The following is a 17993-nucleotide window of genomic DNA, read 5'->3' on the forward strand; positions in this document are numbered from 1 at the left end:
AAGAGTCAGACAAAAGGCCAGATCAGCAGGGTAATCAAGAAACCCAAGGTGCCGAGCAAGGTGGTGATCACCGTCCACGTGCGCAGACCGTCGGCCACGTTGAGCCCGGCGAGCTTGGTGAAGATCCAGTAGCCGGCGTCGTTGATATGCGACATCGCCAGCCCGCCACCGCCCATGGCCAGGCACAGCAGCGCCAGGTGGTTGGGCGTAAGGTTGAGGGTCACGATCAGCGGGCTGATGATCCCCGCCGTGGTCACCAGGGCCACGGTGGTCGAACCCTGCACCGCGCGCAGCAGCATGGTCAACAAAAAGCCCAGGGCCAGTACCGGCAGGCCGGTGGTGCGCAGCATGTCGGAGACTACCGCGCCGATGCCGGTGTCCACCAGCACCTTGCCGAACACACCACCGGCGCCGGCGATCAGGATCACCATCGCCACGCCCGGCAACGCCGAGCCGATCACGTCAGAGACCTGGCTGCGGCTCCAGCCACGGCGCGAGCCGAGCAGCCAGGCACACAGCAAGGTGTCGATCAGCAGCGCCACCAGCGGCGCGCCGAGTACGGTCATCACCCCACGCAGGGTCGAGTCGACCGGCAGCAGCGACGTGGCCAGGGTGCCCAGCAAAATCAGCACAATCGGCAGCAGGATCAGGCTGACAATCAGGCCAAAACCGGGCGCAGGCGCCGCCGGCAGCTTGGCGGCGATGGCGCTGGTGGACTCTTCCAGGCCCATAGGGGACTCGGCCACAGCGCTCTGTTGCACCGCCTGGTGATTGCCGTTGGTCCAGGCCCGCAGGTCTTCATTGGTCACGTGAGGGCCATAGACTTCGGCACGGATATCGTCGGTCATCGGATAGAAGCGTCGGGTCATGCGCCCCGCCACGCGGTAACCGATGTAGCACAGCAACGCGGTGATCGGCAGGCCGAACATCAGCACCCGGCCCAGGTCGGCGCCCAGTTGGCTGGCGGCGGCCACGGCGCCTGGATGGGGCGGCAGGAAGGCATGCACGGTGAGCAGCGCCGCACACATCGGCAAGGCGAACACCAGCAGCGGCTTGCGCGCCCGGCGTGCCACGCCATAGGCCAACGGCATCAGGATGATCACCCCGACTTCAAAGAACACCGGCACGCCGATGATGAACCCGGCGATGGTCAGCGCCAGCGGCGTACGGCTGTTGCCGAAGCGCTCGATCAGCGACTTGGCCAGGGCCTCGGCACCGCCGGACAGCTCGATGATCCGCCCGATCATCGCGCCCAGGGCAATGATGATCGCGATATGGCCAAGGGTCTTGCCCATGCCGCCCTCGATCGTCGCCACCAGGTCAGCCGGTTTCACCCCGGCCACCAGCGCCACCACGATACTCACCAGCATCAACGCGACAAACGGCTGGAATTTGTACCTGAGGACCAGAAACAGCAGCAGCGCGATACCCGCGCCAGCGGTCAACATCAAAATCAGTGGGCTCATTCAAGAATGTCCTGTTGTTATTGTTTTTCAGGCAAGCCGGGTCCGTCGAGCGTCAAACCAGGCACTCGGGCAGCACTTGCCGTGTCGTCTTGCGGGTTACCAGTGCGCGCCGAAGGTCTCGCGCAATTCATCCAGTGCCGCCTGATCCAGCGGCGCCGGCCGAGGGTTGCTCATCAACCACAGCCGTGCGGTTTCTTCCAACTCTTCCAGCGCGTAGCTGGCCTTGGCCACCGAGCTTTCCCAGACCACCGGACCGAGGCGTTCAAGCATCACCCCACGCACGCGGTTGGCCAGTTGCGCGACTTGCTCGGCGACGTTGGGCGAACCCGGACGCTGATAGCCGATCAAGGGAATGTGACCGACCTTCATCACCTGGTAAGGCGTGAGCGGCGGCAAGATATCCTCCGCACTCCACACGCCTGCCAGGGTCAGCGCAACCAGGTGGGTGGAGTGGGTGTGCACCACACCGCCCACCGAGGGGTTGCGGTCATACACCTGGCGATGCAGGGCCAAGGTCTTCGAAGGTTTGTCCCCGGACACCCACTCGCCTTTCAGGTTGACCTTGGCAATAGCACCTGGCACGAGGCGCCCGAGGCAGGCATCGGTGGGGGTGATCAGCCAGCCATCGTCGAGGCGCGCACTGATATTGCCGGCGCTGCCGACGGTGTAGCCACGTTGATACAGGCTGTGGCCGACATCGCAGATTTCTTCGCGCAGGGCCTGTTCGTCGATGCCAGTCACTGGGCACCTCCGGCCAACTGCGCGAGGGCTTTGGCGAAGAACTCACGGCCACCGAAGTTGCCGGATTTGAGCGCCAGTGCCAGGGGCTCGGCGGAACTGCTGACGGTGGCCGGCACACCAGGGTCGATCTGCGCACCAATCTGCAATAGGTTGACGCCGAGGGCCTTGACCACCGCGCCAGAGGTTTCGCCGCCGGCGATCACGAAACGCCGCACGCCTTGCTCGCGCAAGCCCGAGGCGATCTCGCCCAAGGCGTTCTCCACCAGGGCGCCAGCGCGTTCGACACCCAGCTGTTGCTGCACCGCCTTGACCTCAGCCGGGGTGCTGGTGGCGTAGATCAATACGGTGTGTGCACTGTCGCGGGCAAACGCCAGGGCCTGCGCCACCACCGGCTCACCGGCAGCCAGGGCCAACGGATCAATGCGCAACGCCGGGCGACCCGCCTCTAACCAGGCCGCAACCTGGCCGAGGGTCGCCACCGAAGCACTGCCGGCGAGCACCACCTCGCCACCGCTGATAGTCGGCAGCGTCGCCGCATCGAAGTCGCGCAGCTTACCGGCACGGCGGAAATTGCCTGGCAAACCCAAGGCCAGGCCCGAGCCACCCGTGAGCAAAGGCAAGTCGGCGCAGGCGCTGCCGAGGGTGTAGAGGTCTTGATCGGACAGCGCATCGGCGATGGCAATGCCCACGCCTTGCTCGCGCAGTTCGGCGATTTTTTTACGGGTCGCCTCGACGCCCGCGGCGATGCTGTCGTACCGCAGCAGCCCGACCGGCAGTTGCGTCTGGCTCTGCAGCACGCGCACCAGATTCGCGTCGCCCATGGGCGTCAGCGGGTGATGTTGCATGCCCGACTCATTGAGCAGCTGGTCCTGCACAAACAGGTGGCCACGGAAAATCGTCCGGCCGTTTTCCGGGAACGCCGGGCAGGCCAGGGTAAAATCACTGCCCAGCGCCTTGAGCAAGGCCTCGCTGACCTGGCCGATATTGCCGGCGGCAGTGGAGTCAAAGGTGGAGCAATACTTGAAAAAAATCTGTTCGCAGCCCTGCTCGCGCAGCCAGTCCAGCGCGGCCAGGGATTCCTCGACAGCCTCTGCGACCGGCGTGGTACGCGACTTGAGGGCGATGACGATGGCGTCCGCATCCAGCCCGTCCGCGACTTCGCGGCTGGGGATGCCAATGCTCTGCACCGTGCGCATACCGCCGCGCACCAGCATGTTGGCCAGGTCGGTGGCGCCGGTGAAATCGTCGGCGATGCAGCCCAGCAACGGGCGCGTGGTGTGATTAGTCATAAAGCGTTCCTTACACCGGCTCGGGCTTGGCGGTCGGCAGGTCGATGCCGGGGAAAATCTTGATCACCGCCGAGTCGTCCTCGCGGCCAAAACCGGCGCTGGAAGCCTGCATGAACATCTGGTGCGCAGTGGCCGACAACGGCAGCGGAAACTTGCTCGCACGCGCGGTATCCAGCACCAGGCCGAGGTCCTTGACGAAAATATCCACCGCCGACAGTGGCGTGTAGTCGGCCTTGAGAATGTGCGGCACGCGGTTTTCGAACATCCAGGAATTGCCGGCGCTGTGGGTGATCACCTCGTACAAGGCATCGGCGTCCACCCCTTCGCGCAGGCCCAGGGCCATGGCTTCGGCGGAGGCGGCGATATGCACGCCGGCGAGCAACTGGTTGATGATCTTGACCTTGGAGCCCAAGCCATGGACGTCGCCCAGGCGATACGCCTTGCCGGCCATGCCCGCCAGCACTGCATCGGCCTTGGCATAGGCGGCCTGCGGGCCGGAGGTCATCATGGTCATCTCACCGGCGGCAGCCTTGGCCGCACCGCCGGAAATCGGCGCATCCAGGTACAGCAGGCCGTGTTCGCCCAGGCGCCGGCCGAGGTCCACGGCGTAGGTCGGGGCCACGGTGGCACAGCCGATCACCAGGCTGGCGGGACGCAGCGCCGCCACGGCACCGCCCTCACCGAACAGCACGGTCTCGGTCTGCTCGGCGTTGACCACCACGGTGATGATCACATCACAGGCCTCGGCCATCTGCGCCGGTGACGCGCACGCCACCCCGCCTTCGCTGGCGAACTGCTGGGTCACCGCGTCGCGCACATCACAGGCATGCACATTAAAGCCTGCGCGCAACAGCGAGCGGGCAATGCCCAGCCCCATCGCGCCCAGACCGATCACACCGACATTCTTATTATTCATGGGGTACTCCAGGGGTAAACGGCGGCTGACACCACACCGGCGAGCCGCGTTGGAATTGGGATCGATCATCCACCAATGAACAGATTATGTGAAGTATTTTTTCAATCTAACATTTTTTAACATCACCCCAAGAAGAGTTTCACCCCCCCCTTTATCGCCGTCCCCCACGCAAACTCATTTGCGACCCTTGTGCTTTGCGTATTATGGTATACCATCATACGCAATCCACTCCCCCACACCTGATGGAGCCGCTCATGAGTTTCGAAATCCGCAAGATCGTCAGCTACGTAGAAGAAACCTTTATCGAAGGCGGCAAGGCCGCGGACACCCCGGTGAAAATGGTCGGCCTCGCCGTGGTGCTGAAGAACCCATGGCTGGGTCGTGGCTTCGTCGAAGACTTGAAGCCAGAGATCCGGGCCAATTGCTCCGACCTCGGCGCGCTGATGGTCGAGCGCCTGGTGGGCATCATTGGCGGCGCCGAAAACATCGAGGCGTATGGCAAGGCTGCCGTGGTCGGGGCCGATGGCGAGATCGAACACGCGAGCGCGATCATCCATACCCTGCGCTTCGGCAATCACTACCGTGAAGCGGTCAAGGCCAAGAGCTACCTGAGCTTCACCAACAAGCGCGGCGGGCCGGGCACCTCGATCCAGATCCCGATGATGCACAAGGACGACGAAGGCCTGCGTTCGCACTACATCACCCTGGAAATGCACATCGAGGATTCGCCGCGCGCCGATGAAATCGTCGTGGTATTGGGCTGCGCCGATGGCGGCCGCCTGCACCCTCGTATCGGCAACCGCTATATCGACCTGGAAGAGCTGGCCGCTGAAAAAGCCCAGTAAGCAAGACCGGCCAAAACAAAAAGCATGCAGGAGCGCTCCATGATTCGGCTCACCGCTGAACGCACCCCGGCTGGCACCAGTTATCTGGCGACCGGCCAAGGCCAGCCTGTGGTTTTGATCCACGGCGTGGGCCTGAATAAAGAAATGTGGGGCGGGCAAGTCGTTGGCCTGGCCACGAATTACCGCGTGATCACCTATGACATGCTCGGTCATGGCGCCAGCCCGCGCCCGGCCGCCGGCACGCCGCTGCTGGGGTATGCCGACCAGTTGCTGGAGCTGCTCGACCACCTGCAATTGCCCCAGGCCACGGTGATCGGTTTTTCCATGGGCGGCCTGGTCGCCCGGGCGTTTGCCCTGCACTACCCCGAGCGTCTCACATCCCTGGTAGTGCTCAACAGTGTGTTCAATCGCAGCCCCGAACAGCGTGCCGGCGTGATCGCACGCACCGCCCAGGCCGCCGAACACGGCCCGGATGCGAATGCCGAAGCCGCGCTGTCGCGCTGGTTCAGCCGTGAATACCAGGCGGCCAACCCGGCGCAGATCGCCGCCCTGCGTGAAACCCTGGCGGGCAACGACCCCCAGGGCTACCTGACCACCTACGAACTGTTTGCGACCCAGGACATGTACCGCGCCGACGACCTCAAGGGCTTGCGCGTACCGACCCTGGTCGCCACCGGCGAACTCGACCCCGGCTCAACCCCGGAAATGGCCCGGCAACTGGCCGATCGTATTCCCGGCGCCACCGTTGCGGTGCTGGCCGAGCAACGGCATATGATGCCGGTAGAATCGCCACGCCTGGTCAACCAGCTGTTGCTGGGCTTCCTCGACACGGTGTACGCCCAAAACAATCCAATCAAGGGGATCGTTGCATGACACTCGCACGCTTCCAGATGTGCATCGGCGGTGAATGGGTCGATGCCCTGTCCGGCAAGACTTTCGACAGCCTCAACCCGGCCCTGGCCGAACCCTGGGCGCAACTGCCCGACGCCGATGAAGCCGATGTGGAGCGCGCCGTGCAGGCCGCACAAAGCGCCTTCGACAGCCCGGCCTGGCGTGGCCTCACCGCCACCGCACGGGGCAAATTGCTGCGCCGCCTGGGTGACCTGATCGCCGAGAACAAGGAGCAACTGGCCCAGCTGGAAAGCCGCGACAACGGCAAGTTGATCCGCGAAACCCGTGGCCAGGTCAGCTACCTGCCGGAGTTCTTCCACTACACCGCCGGCCTGGCCGACAAGCTCGAAGGCGGCACCCTGCCGCTGGACAAGCCGGACCTGTTCGCCTACACCGTGCACGAAGCCATGGGCGTGGTCGCCGCGATCATTCCGTGGAACAGCCCGCTGTACCTGACCGCGATCAAACTTGCGCCGGCCCTGGCGGCGGGCAATACCATCGTGATCAAACCGTCGGAACACGCCTCGGCGACCATCCTCGAACTCGCGCGCCTGGCCCTCGAAGCCGGGATCCCAGCGGGCGTGGTCAACGTCGTCACCGGCTACGGCCCCAGCACCGGCGCCGCCCTCACCCGCCACCCACTGGTGCGCAAGATCGCCTTCACCGGCGGCGCGGCCACGGCCCGCCATGTGGTGCGCAGCAGTGCGGAGAACTTCGCCAGGCTGTCCCTGGAACTGGGCGGCAAGTCCCCCAATATCATCTTTGCCGACGCCGACCTCGACAGCGCCATCAATGGTGCGATTGCCGGGATCTATGCGGCGTCCGGGCAGAGCTGCGTGTCCGGTTCACGCCTGCTGGTGCAGGATGAAATCTACGACGAATTCGTCGAGCGCCTGGTGGCACGCGCCCAGCGCATCCGCATCGGCAACCCCCAGGACGACGCCAGCGAAATGGGGCCCATGGCCACCGCGCAGCAACTGGCCGTGGTCGAAGGCCTGGTCGCGGATGCCATCGCCGAAGGCGCGCGCCTGCGCACCGGCGGCAAACGCCCGCAGAACCTCGGTGAGGGCTGGTTCTATGAGCCGACCTTGTTCGAGTGCGACAGCAACTCGATGAAGATCATGCAGGAAGAAGTGTTCGGCCCGGTGGCCTCGGTCATCCGTTTCAAGGACGAAGCCGAAGCGCTGGCCATCGCCAACGACTCGCAGTTCGGCCTCGCCGCCGGCATCTGGACCCGCGATCTCGGCCGCGCCCACCGCCTGGCGCGGGACGTGCGCTCGGGGATCATCTGGGTCAACACCTACCGCGCCGTGTCGGCCATGGCGCCTATCGGCGGCTTCAAGAACAGCGGCTACGGACGTGAAAGCGGCATCGATTCGGTGCTCGCCTACACCGAGCTGAAGACGGTGTGGATCAACCTCTCCCAGGCGCCCATGCCTGATCCTTTCGTGATGCGCTAAGAGACCCCGACCATGATCGAACCCGGCATTTACAAAGACGTCATGAGCTCATTCCCTTCCGGGGTCACGGTGGTCACCACCCTCGACCCGGACGGCGGCATCGTCGGCATTACCGCCAGTGCGTTCAGCGCGCTGTCGATCGACCCGGCGCTGGTGCTGTTCTGCCCCAACTATGGGTCGGACACCTACCCGATCCTGCGCGACAGCAAGCGCTTCGCGATCCACTTGCTGTCCGCCGACCAGACCGCCGAGGCCTATGCTTTCGCCAGCAAAGGCAAGGAAAAGGCCAAGGGTATCGAGTGGCACCTGAGCGAGTTGGGCAACCCGCTGCTGGCCAAGGCCACGGCGATCATCGAGTGCGAACTGTGGCGCGAATACGACGGCGGCGATCACGCGATCATCGTCGGCGCGGTGAAGAACCTGATCCTGCCCAAGGAACCGGTCACGCCGATGATCTACCACAAGGGCAAGCTGGGCCCGCTGCCGGCCCTGGCCTGAGGCGCGCGGGGGCCGTGAGGGTTTGTCGCTTAAGGAACGCAGCATGATAAACTTGGGCACGATTTTCGGCCCTCAATCGGCCCCGGCCGGCCGAGGCCTCCAGTTAACCGCCAAATTCAGAGCAGACCCCATGAAACGCGCGCCCCTCGACGACAGCTTCAAGGTCAATCACAACCCGGTCACCCTGCGCGAAATCGTGCTGGAAAAACTGCGCAGCGCCATCATGAACTTCCAACTGCTGCCCGGTGACCGCCTGGTGGAGCGCGACCTGTGCGACCGCCTCGGCGTCAGCCGCACCTCGGTACGCGAAGCCTTGCGTCACCTGGAGTCCGAAGGCCTGGTGGAATTCGCCGATGCCAAGGGCCCGCAGGTGGCGATCATCACCCTGGCCGACGCCGTCGACATCTATGAACTGCGCTGCGTGCTCGAAGGCTTGATCGTGCAATTGTTCACCCTGCGCGCCAAGGCCAAGGACATCAAGGCCCTGGAAAAAGCCCTGGAAGAAAACCGCAAGGCCCTCAAGGACGGTGAGCTGCAACAGGTCATCGACTCGGTCCAGGGCTTCTACGACGTGCTGCTCGAAGGTTCGGGCAACCATGTGGCGGCCACCCAGTTGCGCCAGCTGCAAGCGCGCATCAGCTACCTGCGCGCCACCTCGGTGTCCCAGGAAAACCGTCGCGGCACCAGTAACCAGGAAATGGAACGCATGGTCCAGGCGATCAAGAGCGGCGACCCGCTGGCGGCCCACCAGGCCTGCGTCGATCACGTGCGTGCGGCCGCCGCCGTGGCCCTGGACTACCTCAAGCGCAAACAGGAAGAAACCGGCAAGATTCCGGAAATCACCCTGCCCATCGCGCTGAAAGAACCGCGCATAGGTCACTGACCTTGGCCAGCCCCAGCTTTTGCCCGACATGCGGCGGCAGTGACCTCGGTCACCAGCTGCCACCGGGCGATACCCATGAGCGCCTGATGTGCCGGGGCTGCGGCTATATCCATTACATCAATCCCAAGATCATCGCCGGCTGCATCATCGAGCAGGACGGCAAATACCTGCTGTGCCAACGGGCGATCCCGCCCCGCCCGGGCACCTGGACCTTGCCTGCCGGCTTTATGGAAGGTGGCGAAACCACCGAGCAGGCGGCGTTGCGTGAAGTCTGGGAAGAAAGCGGCGTACGCGCCGAGATCGTATCGCCCTACTCGATCTTCAGCGTGCCGAAAATCAGCGAGGTGTACATCATCTTCCGCGCCATCGCGCTGGAGATCACCGGCCAGTTCGGCCCGGAGACCCTCGACTACAAGTTCTTCGCGCCCGAGGAGATTCCCTGGGACAGCATCTACTACCCGGCGATCCGGCAGATCCTCGAACGGTATATCGAGGAACGCCAGGCTGGGGTGTACGGCATCTATATCGGGAACGATGACAGCGGCAAGATTCATTTCATCCGCTGACCGCACGGCCAAACACGGATCAACATGTGGGAGGGGGCTTGCTCCCGATAGCGGTGTATCAGTCAGCATCCTTGTAGCTGACAGATCTCTATCGGGAGCAAGCCCCCTCCCACATTTGGCCCATGTTCGGCCTGATGACCTAGGGCGCCAGCCCTTCCACGATGATGATCTGCGCCAGCCCCACCCCTTCACGGTGCGCCTTCGCCTCCTGATATTCAGCGGACTCATAACACGCCACCGCCTGCTCATAGCTCTCAAACTCAATCACCACATTACGCTGACGTGCCGGCCCGCCTTCCATTGCCTCGCTGCGCCCGCCCCTGGCCAGGAACCGTCCGCCAAACTTTGCAAACGCCGCCGGCGCGCGCTGGGTGTACTGCGTGTATTGCTCGGCATCGGACACATCCACATGGGCAATCCAGTAGGCCTTCATCGTGACATCCTCTTGTTGAGTTTTGTGGTATACCATAATACATACAACCAACAAATCGAGCACTCTCCATGTCCTTCAACAGCATCGCAGACATCATCGAAGACTACCGCCAAGGCAAGATGGTGCTCCTGGTGGACGACGAAGACCGGGAAAACGAAGGCGACCTGTTACTGCCTGCGGCCTGCTGCACCGCCGAGACTATCAGTTTCATGGCCCGCGAAGCCCGTGGCCTGATCTGCCTGACCCTTACCGACGAACACTGCCAGCGCCTTGGCCTGGAACAGATGGTGCCGAGCAACGGCAGCGTGTTCAGCACCGCGTTTACCGTGTCCATCGAAGCCGCCAGCGGCGTGACCACCGGCATCTCCGCCGCCGACCGCGCACGCACCGTGGCAGCGGCCGTCGACAGCAATGCCGGGCCGGCCGACATCGTGCAGCCGGGGCATATCTTCCCGTTGCGCGCCAAGGACGGCGGCGTGTTGACCCGCGCCGGCCACACTGAAGCCGGCTGCGACCTGGCGCGCCTGGCCGGGCACACCCCCGCATCGGTGATCGTCGAAGTGATGAACGATGACGGCACCATGGCCCGCCGCCCCGACCTGGAAATCTTCGCACGCAAGCACGGCATCAAGATCGGCACCATCGCCGACCTGATCCACTATCGCCTCAGCACCGAACGCACCGTGGTGCGCATCGGTGAACGCGACCTGCCCACGGTGCACGGCACGTTCCGCCTGATCACCTTTGAAGACCGCATCGACGGCGGCGTGCACATGGCAATGGTGATGGGCCAGTTGCGCCGCGATACCCCGGCGCTGGTGCGCGTGCATGTGATCGACCCGCTGCGCGACCTGGTCGGTGCCGACTACAGCGGCCCGTCCAACTGGACGCTGTGGGCGGCCTTGCAACGTGTCGCGGCTGAAGGCAGCGGCGTGGTGGTGGTGCTGGCCAACCATGAGTCGTCCCAGGCGCTGCTGGAACGCGTGCCGCAACTGACCCAGGCACCGCGCCAGTTCAACCGCTCGCAGTCGCGCATCTATTCCGAAGTGGGCACCGGGGCGCAGATCTTGCAGGACCTCGGCGTCGGCAAGCTGCGTCACCTCGGCCCGCCCCTCAAATACGCCGGGCTGACCGGCTACGACCTGGAGGTGGTCGAGAGCATTCCCTTCACCGAATGACGGATAACCGGTAAGGCAAAATGCTTGCACAAAGTTTGGAATACCATAATATGATATTCCATAGACCGAACGCTTCTGCCAAGTGCGCCCGCCAGGGAGAGCACCAATAACAGCCCTTGGCACGGTCGCCTTTTGGGGTCTCGATTAGAGGCCCCCGATGGACCTACTGCTCCCGATAGGCGGGCATTACCAAGCCCGCTCAATAACAAAACAAATGAGGGCGTGAAAATGGTGTTGAACAAACGTGCAACCGCGGTGCTGTTCGCGGGTTTATTGGCCACGGCCACTCACGCGGCCATGGCGGCCGAAAGCGTCAATTTCGTGAGCTGGGGCGGTAGCACCCAGGATGCGCAGAAGCAGGCCTGGGCCGACCCGTTCAGCAAGGCCAGCGGCATTACCGTGGTCCAGGATGGCCCCACCGACTACGGCAAACTCAAGGCCATGGTCGAAAGCGGCAACGTGCAGTGGGATGTGGTGGATGTCGAGGCCGACTTCGCCTTGCGCGCCGCCGCCGAAGGCCTGCTCGAACCCCTCGACTTCTCGGTGATCCAGCGCGACAAGATCGACCCGCGCTTCGTCTCCGACCATGGCGTGGGCTCGTTCTTCTTCTCCTTCGTGCTCGGCTACAACGAAGGCAAGCTCGGCGCCGGCAAGCCCCAGGACTGGACCGCGCTGTTCGACACCAAGACCTACCCCGGCAAACGCGCCCTCTACAAATGGCCAAGCCCCGGCGTGCTCGAACTGGCGCTGCTGGCCGACGGCGTCCCGGCCGACAAGCTCTACCCCCTGGACCTGGACCGCGCCTTCAAGAAACTCGACACCATCAAGAAAGACATCGTCTGGTGGGGCGGCGGTGCGCAGTCGCAACAGTTGCTGGCGTCCGGCGAAGTCAGCATGGGCCAGTTCTGGAACGGTCGCATCCACGCCCTGCAGGAAGACGGCGCGCCCGTGGGCGTGAGCTGGAAGCAGAACCTGGTCATGGCCGACATCCTCGTCGTGCCTAAAGGTTCGAAAAACAAAGCGGCGGCGATGAAGTTCCTGGCCAACGCCAGCAGCGCCAAGGGTCAGGCGGATTTCTCCAACCTGACCGCCTATGCACCGGTGAACATCGACAGCGTGCAGCGCCTGGATTCGGTGCTCGCGCCGAACCTGCCGACCGCCTACGTCAAGGACCAGATCACCCTCGATTTCGCCTACTGGGCCAAGAACGGTCCGGCCATTGCGACACGGTGGAATGAATGGCTAGTCAAATGAAAATGACGGCAACCACACCGACCGGGAGCGCCCTCGGCGCTGCCGGCGCGGTTTCGCCCAAGGCCGGGGCGCCCTCCCTGGCGCAGCGTTGGCGGGGGTCGAGCAACCTGATCCCGGCCCTGCTGTTCCTCGGCCTGTTCTTCCTGGCGCCGCTGATCGGCCTGTTGCTGCGCGGCGTACTGGAACCCACGCCGGGCCTGGGCAATTACGAACAGCTGTTCGCCAACTCGGCCTATGCGCGGGTACTGCTCAACACCTTTTCGGTGGCGGGCCTGGTGACCCTGTTCAGCCTGCTGTTGGGCTTTCCGCTGGCCTGGGCGATCACCCTGGTGCCGCGCGGTTGGGGGCGCTGGATCCTGAATATTGTGCTGCTGTCGATGTGGACCAGCCTGCTCGCCCGCACTTACTCCTGGCTGGTCTTGCTGCAAGCCTCCGGGGTGATCAACAAGGCGCTGATGGCCATGGGCATCATCGATGTGCCCCTGGAGATGGTGCATAACCTCACCGGCGTGGTGATCGGCATGAGCTACATCATGATCCCGTTCATCGTGCTGCCATTGCAGGCAACCATGCAGGCCATCGACCCGATGATCCTGCAGGCCGGCTCGATCTGCGGCGCGAGCCCGTGGACCAACTTCTTGCGCGTGTTCCTGCCGATGTGCCGGCCGGGGTTGTTCTCCGGCGGCCTGATGGTGTTCGTGATGTCCCTCGGTTACTACGTCACCCCGGCGCTGCTCGGCGGTGCGCAGAACATGATGCTGCCCGAGTTCATCATCCAGCAGGTGCAATCGTTCCTTAATTGGGGCCTGGCCAGTGCCGGCGCCGCGTTGCTGATCTTCATCACCCTGGTGCTGTTCTACTTCTACCTGAAGCTTCAGCCGGAATCCCCGGTTGGTGCCAGCAACGCGAGGTAAGCCGTCATGCTCCTGACTCCCAATGCCATGAGCCGCAGGATGCGCTTGGGCCTCTACACCACCACCGGGTTGATCGGCCTGTTCCTGCTGCTGCCGATCGTGTTTATCGTGCTGCTGTCGTTCGGCTCGTCGCAATGGCTGGTATTCCCGCCGCCGGGCTGGACGCTGAAATGGTACGGCCAGTTCTTCTCCAACGCCGACTGGATGAACGCGGCCATGGCCAGCCTCAAGGTGGCCGTGCTGACCACCGTATTCGCCGTCGCCCTCGGCCTGCCCACCGCCTTTGCCCTGGTGCGCGGGCGCTTCCCCGGCCGTGAATTGCTCTACGGCCTGTTCACCCTGCCAATGATCGTGCCGCTGGTGATCATCGCCGTGGCGGTGTACGCGCTGTTCCTGAAGCTGGGCTACACCGGCACGATGTTCGCCTTTGTGGTCAGCCATGTGATCGTGGCGCTGCCGTTCACCATCATCTCGATCATCAACTCGCTGAAACTGTTCGACCAGTCGATCGAAGACGCGGCGGTGATCTGCGGCGCCTCGCGGTTGCAGGCAGTGTTCAAGGTGACCTTTCCGGCGATTCGTCCGGGGATGGTCGCCGGTGCGCTGTTCGCCTTCCTGGTCTCATGGGACGAAGTGGTGCTCAGCGTGATGATGGCCAGCCCGACCCTGCAAACCCTTCCCGTAAAAATGTGGACCACCCTGCGCCAGGACCTGACGCCTGTGATCGCCGTCGCGTCGACGCTGCTGATCGGCCTCTCGGTGCTGGTCATGGTGATTGCCGCCGCCGTTCGCCGGCGTACCGAAACCCGCGCTTGAGCGCCGAGGAGAAGAACATGAGTGCAGTGATCAACGATGTCGCGCAGAGCCATGGCCAACCCCTGGTCAGCCTGCGCAACCTAAACAAGCACTACGGCGAATTCGCTGCCGTGGACAACATCTCGCTGGACATCCGGGACGGCGAATTCCTCACCTTCCTCGGCTCCAGCGGCTCGGGCAAAAGCACCACGCTGTCGATGCTTGCCGGCTTCGAAACCCCAAGCAGCGGCGAGATCCTGGTCAGCGGCCAATCGCTGGTCAACGTACCGCCGCACAAGCGCGACATCGGCATGGTGTTCCAGCGTTACTCACTGTTCCCGCATTTGTCGGTGCGCGACAACATCGCCTTCCCCCTGGCGATTCGCAAACTGGCCAGCGCCGAACGCGACAAGCGCGTCGACGCCATGCTCAAGCTGGTGCAGTTGGAACAGTTCGCCCATCGCCGCCCTTCGCAATTGTCCGGCGGCCAACAGCAACGGGTCGCCATCGCCCGCGCGCTGGTGTACGAACCACGCATCCTGCTGATGGACGAACCCCTCGGCGCCCTCGACAAGAAGTTGCGCGAAGACCTGCAGGACGAACTGCGCCAACTGCACCGGCGCCTGGGCATCACCATCGTCTACGTGACCCACGACCAGGAAGAAGCCATGCGCCTGTCCCAACGCATCGCGATTTTCAGCCACGGCAAGATCGTCGGCCTGGGCAGCGGCTTCGACCTGTACCAGAACCCGCCGAACGCGTTCGTAGCGTCGTTCCTCGGCAACTCCAACTTCCTCAAGCTCAAGGCCCAGGGCAATGCCGTGGCGGCGTTCGAAGGCCAATCCGTGTCGATCCGCCTGACCAGCGGGTTGCACACCGAGCAGGAGGTGCTGCTGATGGTACGCCCGGAAAAAGCCCTGGCGCTGAGTGTCGAACAGGCCGCAGAGCAATCGTTGGCAGCGGGCTGGAATGAAGTGTCGGCGATTGTGGGTGAGGTGCTGTTCCTCGGCGAGAGCCAGACCTGCACAGTGAAAACCCTCGGCGGCACATCGATGACGGTCAAGGCGCTGTCCGCTGCGGGCATGCCCCTCAAGGCCGGCGACCCGGTGCGTGTGCGCTGGGCGACGGCGGATGCGTGCGTGTATACGCAGTGGGCGGAGAGTGATCTGAACAAGGCCGCAGGCGCGCATTGAATTCCATGTGGGAGGGGGCTTGCCCCCGATAGCGTTGTGTCAGTTAAAGATGCATTCACTGACACGCCCTCATCGGGGGCAAGCCCCCCTCCCACATTTGAAGCGCGTTTATCCGTCAACTCTTGCGCTCGAAAATCGCCCCCTCGATCCCCAACACCTCACGGGTATCCGCATAAATCCCCACGCCCTTCTCCCACACGTGCTTGATCGAGCGGTCGGCGCAGCGAATCCGGTAATTGAGCTCGAACGGCTCCTGCCGTGACAACGCATATTGCACCTCGCGCCACACATAATCGGCGTCCTGCGCCAGGATCAGGCTGTTGTAGGTGAACTCATGGTTGTCCACCAGTCGCTCAGCGGGGTAACCGGTCAACTCCAGGCAGCCGGCGCTGACGAATTCCATGGTCCAGTCGCGGTTGTTGCGGCCGCGATAGATCAGGCCCGGCATGCTGTCGAGCAAGCTCATGCTGCTGCGCTGGCTGGCCTGCCAGGCGATTTCGCGGCGCTTGTGGGCAGTAACGTCCCCGGCCACCAGGTAGAAGCCTTGGGGGCCGCGCTTGAGGCTGATCTCGAACCAGCGCAGTTCGCCACTGGGGTGCACAAAGCGCAGCCGCTGGTTGAATGAGGTGTCGGGGCGGCGACGCAGTTCATTCAGGGCCTGGCGCCATAGCGGGCGGTCTTCCTGGTGCACGTAGTCCATCAGGTTGCGCTCCGCGCCCGGCGCGCCCATCAACTCGGCCCAGGCCAGGTTGAAGTGGGCGATCTGACCGTTGTCGCGCAGTTGCAATAAGGCGGCGGGAAAGCAATCCATCAGGTCAATCGGCGGCGGCGCAAACGCTTCGGGGCTGTCCCTCATCTAGTGGCGCTCCTCGTGTTTCATCAAGGCACCGCTGTGCACCCAGGCCGCCAGCTCCAGGCGCGAATGCAGGCCGAGCTTCTGCAACAGGCTGCGCACGTAGATTTTCACCGTGCCGTCGCTGATCCCCAGTTCCCTGCCGATCTGTTTGTTACTCATGCCGGCGGCGATCAGCGCCAGGGTCTGGCCTTCGCGCTCGGTGAGGTTTTCGCTGCCCACAGCTTCACACGCTTGCGTGGGCTCGGCCTGGTCGGCGAGCAAGGCAATCAGGCTCGAGTCCAGTACGATCGCGCCCTTGTGGCAGTTGCGCATATACGCCAGCAACGCATCCGGCTCGGTTTCCTTGAGCACATAACCGCTGGCGCCCAGGCGCAAGGCCGTGAGCAACTCGGCGCGGTCCATGGAGGCGGTGAGCACCACCACCTGGCAATCCAGATGCAACTGGCGCAGTTCATCCAGCACCTGCAAACCGCTGAGGCCAGGCATGTGCAAATCCAGCAGCACCTGTTGCGGCGTCAGGCTCACGGCCAGGTTGATGCCCTCGCGGCCGCTGGCCGCCTGCCCCACCACTTCGAAGTCGCCGCTGGCATCGAACAACTGCGCCAGGCCCTTGCGAAACAACGGGTGATCATCGATCAGTAATAAGGTCGTGCAGCCCATCGAGACTCCCCTGTGGCAGATCGTGGTGGCGGCGCAGGCCAAGGTGCACGCGCACCCCGTGCGGGCGGATCGCTTCTATGCTCAGCCGCGCGCCGATGCTGGCGGCGCGCTCGCGGATAATCGCCAGGCCGAAATGGTTGTGCTCGTCGCAGGCCGGGATCAAGCCGATGCCATCGTCTTCCACCGACACCGAGGCGTCGCCGTCCTGGGTCTGGCGCAGTTCGATGCGCACGTGGCGCGCGTGGGAATGCCGCACCGCATTGGCCAGGGCCTCGCGAATGATCTGCAGGATCTGCAATTCGGTTTCCGGGCTCAGGGCGTCGTCGGCCAGGCGGTTGTCGAGTTCGAAGACGATGATGCAGCGCCGCGAGAACTCCGCGACGGAGTCGGCCAGGGCCTGACGCAGCGAGCGCCCGTCCATGGTCAGGCGCGCACTGGTGATCAGCTCGCGCACCTGGCGTTGCAGTTGGCTCAGGCCGGTGCACAGGTCCTGCAGTGCCGGCTCGCCCAGTTGCGACTGCAAGCCATGGGCCTGGAACGACAGGTAACCCAACTGCTGCGCCACCGAATCGTGCAGTTCACGGGCCAGGGCACCGTGGCGGGAGGTCGCCTGTTTGCGCTGCTGTTCACGGGTTTGACTGCGCAGGCGCACGCTCACACCTACCGCCTGCGCCGCCTCTTCCAGTAGCTGGCGCCAACTGCCACCGGCGCGCCGGGGAGTGTCGAGCAGCAATGCGCCCTTTTCACCCTCGGGCAAGGCGCACACCAGACGGTGCACGCCCCGTTGCCGGCACGGTCCGCAGGCTTGGGGGGCGTCCGTCACGCTGGCGTCGCGCCAGGGGCAACGCGCGACCGCCTGGCAGCCGTCGACCCACCCTCGTCGCGTCGGGCCCAGGTCTTCGCCGCCGAGGATCAGGTTGAGCCTGGCAGGCGGCAGCAGTGCGTCGAAACGGTCCAGGAAACCTGACAAGGCACCGTCAGCGTGCAGGGGCAACCCGGCCAACAACCTGCGCACGCTGCGCGCCTGTTCGGGGCGTACAGGCCCCAACCAGAGCGGCCAGCCTTTTGGTCGTGTCAGCACTCTTCGATAACTCCCCGTCCGGTTGCGCTGCGTGGTCGAAAGGCCCAGCAACTTCCATGCCCCGAATGGTCGGC

At 64.0% G+C, this 17993-nt stretch carries 19 protein-coding genes; 11 read left to right on the forward strand and 8 right to left on the reverse strand.

Going from position 1 to position 17993, the window contains the following annotated elements:
* Positions 1-5 precede the first annotated feature (5 nt).
* The 4 genes from BLQ09_RS26375 to ltnD all read right to left on the reverse strand — a co-directional run bounded on the left by BLQ09_RS26375 (position 6) and on the right by ltnD (position 4481).
* The gene (locus BLQ09_RS26375) at positions 6-1466 is read right to left on the reverse strand and encodes a GntT/GntP/DsdX family permease (RefSeq protein WP_092359088.1); all 1461 of its coding nucleotides are present in this window, start codon (positions 1464-1466) and stop codon (positions 6-8) included.
* Between the two features lie 96 nt (positions 1467-1562).
* Entirely contained in the window at positions 1563-2207 is a 645-nt protein-coding gene (locus BLQ09_RS26380) for a 3-oxo-tetronate 4-phosphate decarboxylase (protein WP_092359090.1), read from the reverse strand.
* The gene (otnK, locus tag BLQ09_RS26385) at positions 2204-3496 is read right to left on the reverse strand and encodes a 3-oxo-tetronate kinase (RefSeq protein ID WP_092359092.1); all 1293 of its coding nucleotides are present in this window, start codon (positions 3494-3496) and stop codon (positions 2204-2206) included. Before otnK ends, BLQ09_RS26380 begins: the two co-directional genes overlap by 4 nt.
* Positions 3497-3506: 10 nt before the next feature.
* A complete protein-coding gene (gene ltnD / locus BLQ09_RS26390) occupies positions 3507-4481 on the reverse strand; it encodes an L-threonate dehydrogenase (protein ID WP_371914552.1) in 975 nt (324 codons plus the stop codon).
* A gap of 185 nt (positions 4482-4666) precedes the next feature.
* Between ltnD and BLQ09_RS26395 the strand changes: the two genes are divergently transcribed.
* The 6 genes from BLQ09_RS26395 (at position 4667) to BLQ09_RS26420 (ending at position 9555) form a co-directional block, all read left to right on the forward strand.
* On the forward strand, positions 4667-5257 hold the full coding sequence (locus BLQ09_RS26395; protein ID WP_065939735.1) for an amino acid synthesis family protein: 591 nt from the start codon (positions 4667-4669) through the stop codon (positions 5255-5257).
* 39 nt (positions 5258-5296) lie between these two features.
* On the forward strand, positions 5297-6130 hold the full coding sequence (locus BLQ09_RS26400) for an alpha/beta fold hydrolase (protein WP_027603603.1): 834 nt from the start codon (positions 5297-5299) through the stop codon (positions 6128-6130).
* Complete coding sequence (locus tag BLQ09_RS26405) at positions 6127-7608, forward strand: aldehyde dehydrogenase (RefSeq protein ID WP_027603602.1); 1482 nt, start codon at positions 6127-6129, stop codon at positions 7606-7608. The genes BLQ09_RS26400 and BLQ09_RS26405 overlap by 4 nt, the downstream gene beginning before the upstream one ends.
* A gap of 12 nt (positions 7609-7620) precedes the next feature.
* Complete coding sequence (locus tag BLQ09_RS26410; protein WP_027603601.1) at positions 7621-8106, forward strand: flavin reductase family protein; 486 nt, start codon at positions 7621-7623, stop codon at positions 8104-8106.
* 130 nt (positions 8107-8236) lie between these two features.
* The gene (locus BLQ09_RS26415) at positions 8237-8989 is read left to right on the forward strand and encodes a GntR family transcriptional regulator (RefSeq protein ID WP_027603600.1); all 753 of its coding nucleotides are present in this window, start codon (positions 8237-8239) and stop codon (positions 8987-8989) included.
* Positions 8990-8991: 2 nt separating this feature from the next.
* A complete protein-coding gene (locus BLQ09_RS26420; RefSeq protein ID WP_027603599.1) occupies positions 8992-9555 on the forward strand; it encodes an NUDIX hydrolase in 564 nt (187 codons plus the stop codon).
* A 139-nt stretch (positions 9556-9694) separates the two neighbouring features.
* Here the strand turns inward: BLQ09_RS26420 and BLQ09_RS26425 are convergent, their stop codons facing one another.
* On the reverse strand, positions 9695-9988 hold the full coding sequence (locus BLQ09_RS26425) for a DUF1330 domain-containing protein (protein ID WP_027603598.1): 294 nt from the start codon (positions 9986-9988) through the stop codon (positions 9695-9697).
* A gap of 68 nt (positions 9989-10056) precedes the next feature.
* On the opposite strand from BLQ09_RS26425, the gene ribBA reads away from it, so the two are divergent.
* The 5 genes from ribBA to BLQ09_RS26450 all read left to right on the forward strand — a co-directional run bounded on the left by ribBA (position 10057) and on the right by BLQ09_RS26450 (position 15322).
* Positions 10057-11166 (forward strand): bifunctional 3,4-dihydroxy-2-butanone-4-phosphate synthase/GTP cyclohydrolase II, encoded by a 1110-nt coding sequence (ribBA, locus tag BLQ09_RS26430; RefSeq protein WP_027603597.1) that lies wholly within the window; start codon positions 10057-10059, stop codon positions 11164-11166.
* A gap of 228 nt (positions 11167-11394) precedes the next feature.
* The gene (locus BLQ09_RS26435) at positions 11395-12420 is read left to right on the forward strand and encodes an ABC transporter substrate-binding protein (protein WP_027603596.1); all 1026 of its coding nucleotides are present in this window, start codon (positions 11395-11397) and stop codon (positions 12418-12420) included.
* Positions 12417-13334: an ABC transporter permease gene (locus tag BLQ09_RS26440; protein WP_027603595.1), complete on the forward strand. Its 918-nt coding sequence runs from the start codon at positions 12417-12419 to the stop codon at positions 13332-13334. The genes BLQ09_RS26435 and BLQ09_RS26440 overlap by 4 nt, the downstream gene beginning before the upstream one ends.
* Before the next feature lie 6 nt (positions 13335-13340).
* On the forward strand, positions 13341-14150 hold the full coding sequence (locus BLQ09_RS26445) for an ABC transporter permease (RefSeq protein ID WP_010567348.1): 810 nt from the start codon (positions 13341-13343) through the stop codon (positions 14148-14150).
* A gap of 17 nt (positions 14151-14167) precedes the next feature.
* Entirely contained in the window at positions 14168-15322 is a 1155-nt protein-coding gene (locus tag BLQ09_RS26450; RefSeq protein WP_027603594.1) for an ABC transporter ATP-binding protein, read from the forward strand.
* A gap of 115 nt (positions 15323-15437) precedes the next feature.
* On the opposite strand, the gene BLQ09_RS26455 is transcribed toward BLQ09_RS26450, so the two are convergent.
* From BLQ09_RS26455 to BLQ09_RS26465, 3 genes are read right to left on the reverse strand one after another with little or no spacing between them, the layout of a single operon-like run.
* Positions 15438-16178, reverse strand: a complete 741-nt coding sequence (locus BLQ09_RS26455; RefSeq protein WP_027603593.1) for a PAS domain-containing protein — start codon at positions 16176-16178, stop codon at positions 15438-15440.
* Complete coding sequence (locus tag BLQ09_RS26460; protein WP_027603592.1) at positions 16179-16838, reverse strand: response regulator; 660 nt, start codon at positions 16836-16838, stop codon at positions 16179-16181.
* Positions 16807-17853 (reverse strand): ATP-binding protein, encoded by a 1047-nt coding sequence (locus tag BLQ09_RS26465; protein WP_027603624.1) that lies wholly within the window; start codon positions 17851-17853, stop codon positions 16807-16809. Before BLQ09_RS26465 ends, BLQ09_RS26460 begins: the two co-directional genes overlap by 32 nt.
* Between the last annotated feature and the right edge of the window lie 140 nt (positions 17854-17993).

The sequence above is a fragment of the Pseudomonas sp. NFACC25 genome (assembly GCF_900100935.1).
Classification (GTDB): Bacteria; Pseudomonadota; Gammaproteobacteria; order Pseudomonadales; family Pseudomonadaceae; genus Aquipseudomonas; species Aquipseudomonas marginalis.